General features: G+C 45.0%; 2 protein-coding genes and 1 pseudogene. 1 reads left to right on the top strand and 2 read right to left on the bottom strand.

Annotated features, from left to right (window positions below; translation table 11 throughout):
• Together rapZ and ENN47_11610 are read right to left on the bottom strand one after the other, a co-directional pair.
• Positions 1 to 864 (bottom strand): RNase adapter RapZ (gene rapZ / locus ENN47_11605; GenBank protein ID HDP78797.1); only part of this gene is annotated, 864 nt, incomplete at its 3' end.
• A 226-nt stretch (positions 865 to 1,090) separates the two neighbouring features.
• Positions 1,091 to 2,566, bottom strand: coding sequence for a hypothetical protein (locus tag ENN47_11610; protein HDP78798.1), 1,476 nt, complete (start codon positions 2,564 to 2,566; stop codon positions 1,091 to 1,093).
• A gap of 144 nt (positions 2,567 to 2,710) precedes the next feature.
• Between ENN47_11610 and ENN47_11615 the strand changes: the two are divergent.
• Positions 2,711 to 2,782: pseudogene (locus ENN47_11615) on the top strand (hydrolase-like protein).
• Positions 2,783 to 2,868: the final 86 nt, after the last annotated feature.

Raw genomic sequence — 2,868 nt, forward strand, 5'->3', positions numbered from 1 at the left:
CACCTTCTGCTCTCTATGATCAAGCGAAAGTCTCACGCTATCGATTTTGAGCGCTTCATATAGACGTTCGGCAATGTAAACAGATCTATGCTTGCCCCCAGTACAGCCAACAGCTATCTTGATGAAGTTTCTTCCACTTCCAGCGAATCCATCAATCGTCATTCTGCACAGTTTTAAAACGGTATTGAAGTAACTTTCTATCTCAGGAAACTTCTCCAGATAATCCTTTACTTGCCTATCCATTCCCGTGAGCTCTATAAGATCTTCGTAATAATAAGGATTGGGAAGAAATCTTACATCAAAAATCAGGTTGGCATCATGAGGGACTCCCTCATTGTAAGAAAAACTCTCTATTTCAATTCTCATTGGTGGAAACGCGTACCCCTTTCCTCCAATTATAGAAACAATTGCCTCTTTCATCTCTTTCATATCCATTCTTGAAGTATCGATAACATGGTCACAGTGGTGTTTCAGAGGCTCCATGATACTTCTTTCTTTCTGAATGGCCTCTTCAAGCCCCTTCTCTTGCTGCAAGGGATGTGCACGCCTGGTCTTTTGATAGCGATAGTACAGTACATCATCCTCCGCATCGAGAAAAACCGACAAGATACTTAATCCTCTTTTCTTAAGCGATTCAAGACTTACAATTACCTTCTCTATTCCACCAAATTTTTTTGCAGTTCGGATATCAATAACAACGGCGCTCTTATCGATTTCCTGCTCTCCAATCATACTGACGAGTTCTTCGATTATTGAAGGAGGAACATTATCCATACAGAAGAATCCAAAATCCTCAAGCACGTCTATCGCCGAAGACTTTCCGGCGCCTGACATTCCAGTCACAACGATTATTGATGAAGACATTCGTAGCATCACCGCCCAAATGGAAAACAAATTGGAAAACGAGAAAAAGAAGATTCACATTCAATTATACAACAGTTTGTAATAACTCCAATTAGTAGTATGAAGCCAGACCGGATTCATGTCTTTGGCCATTGCTTTCTCAACACCTGATTCATCCTGAACTCATGAGACTTCCCAAGATCAATTAATACGACTTTTCCGCCAACATTAGTTTTTAGAGAGAACCTCAATTTTCGTAGAAGAATCTCAAATCCTTCTTCAGCTCTTCCAGAGCCTCGGGATTAACATAGATCATATGGCCGCCCTCGTAGACTTTGTGAATGATATTGTCACGAAGAGAATCCGAGATCTTGAGATGATCAATGCTATATGAGACTGATTCAAAAGGACACTCAAGATCGAACCTTCCTCCAGCGATGAAGACTTTGAGATAGGGAGCTCTAGTCAGTGCATCTGAGAGAGCGCTACTTGCATCCGGAAAGCCCAGATTGAGAGAGTCGGGCATTTCCGGCTCAACCACTCCACTCTCCCAATTCCAGTTCAGATACACTTCTGCATTCCCGCTCTTGTAAGGAAGATTTGTGTCATATCCTATCTCTCTCTTGATGTAGTCATTTGCGCAGGTCTTCAATTGACCCGATAGATTGAACATTGTTCCATCGTTGGAATCCCCTACATAGGGTCCAATCGCAGTAATTCTAGAATCATAGACGCTCAGAGATCGGCCCATTTCTTCAAGCAGCAATGTCGAAAAATCAGCCTGACTCATCCTTAGATCGCGTTCATAGAAAGCATATGAACTGATCCCTGTAAGCTTTTCCAGAGTCTCCGAAATACTCCGTTTTCTATCGTCGGCGAGATTGTTTCCCTCCCAGAGCGCTCTCAAATACTCCTCCTTCACCCATCTGCTTGCCTCTTCAACAAGAGTCTCCAGCTCACCGTAAACCTTACCGTGATACCAGGCAGAAGCGACGTAGGCCGGAATTGAGAGAGCAAAAGCCTTGTCCTCCATCGAGCTCCATTGAATCGTTCCGAGATCTAAGACAGGAGAGATGAAAATCAATCCAGAAGGATAAACACCGATATCCTGAAGGTGCTCTGCGAGGTATGATCCTCTAACGCCTCCATAGCTCTCACCAAGGATGTAGATCGGCGACCGCCTTCTGCCTCTTGCGTCCAGATACGATTGAATGAACTCGCCAATTACCGCAACGTCTTCCTTCACATCCCAGAATTTTCTCGGATCAATACCATTCACTACTTCTGTATAACCCGTACCAACAGGATCTATGAAGACAAGGTCAGTTATGTCAAGAAGGGTGAACGGATTGTCCACTAGTTTGAAGGGAGGCACGGGCTGACCTGTACCATCTCCACTTCTCTCGACTACCCTTGGACCAAATGCTCCTAAATGTAGAAACATAGCTGCGGCTCCGGGACCGCCATTGAAAGCGAATGTTATGGGTCTAGACGAGTCTTCGTCATCCAGCATTCTCTCGTAGGAAACACTGAATATTCTAGCAAGCTCATTTCCATCATTATCAAATACCGGAAGCAGTCCCGCCGTTACTGTATAGACTATTCGCTTACCATCCACTTCAACAGAATCTGTTTTCGAAGTGCCCGAAATCTCATTCACAGCCAGAGAAATAATACAGATTATCAGAAGTGATAGAGACACCAATGCAATCTTTCTTGACATAGCGCACCTCCTTCTAGTTACAACAAATTATAATCCTTGAAAGTATATGAACCCACAGCAAGAAGAACTCTGAATTGCAGAGATGTCAAAAGGCCGGGGTCGGGAGTTGCGGGCGGGTCGGAAAGAGCGGAATAAGACGCAAGCCTGCCGCCGGCAGGAAGTGAGGCTCGCTGGCGCGAGGAAGTGGTGCTCCGAAAAACATCGGCGGAAGTGATGCCACCTTCGGTGGGACGCATTGCACTGAAAAGCATCAGTGGACGCAAGGCTGGCGAAGACCACGCCAGGTCGCAATGCCCGGAGAA

Origin of the sequence: Mesotoga infera, from assembly GCA_011045915.1 — a bacterium.
GTDB classification, from domain to species: Bacteria; Thermotogota; Thermotogae; order Petrotogales; family Kosmotogaceae; genus Mesotoga; species Mesotoga infera_D.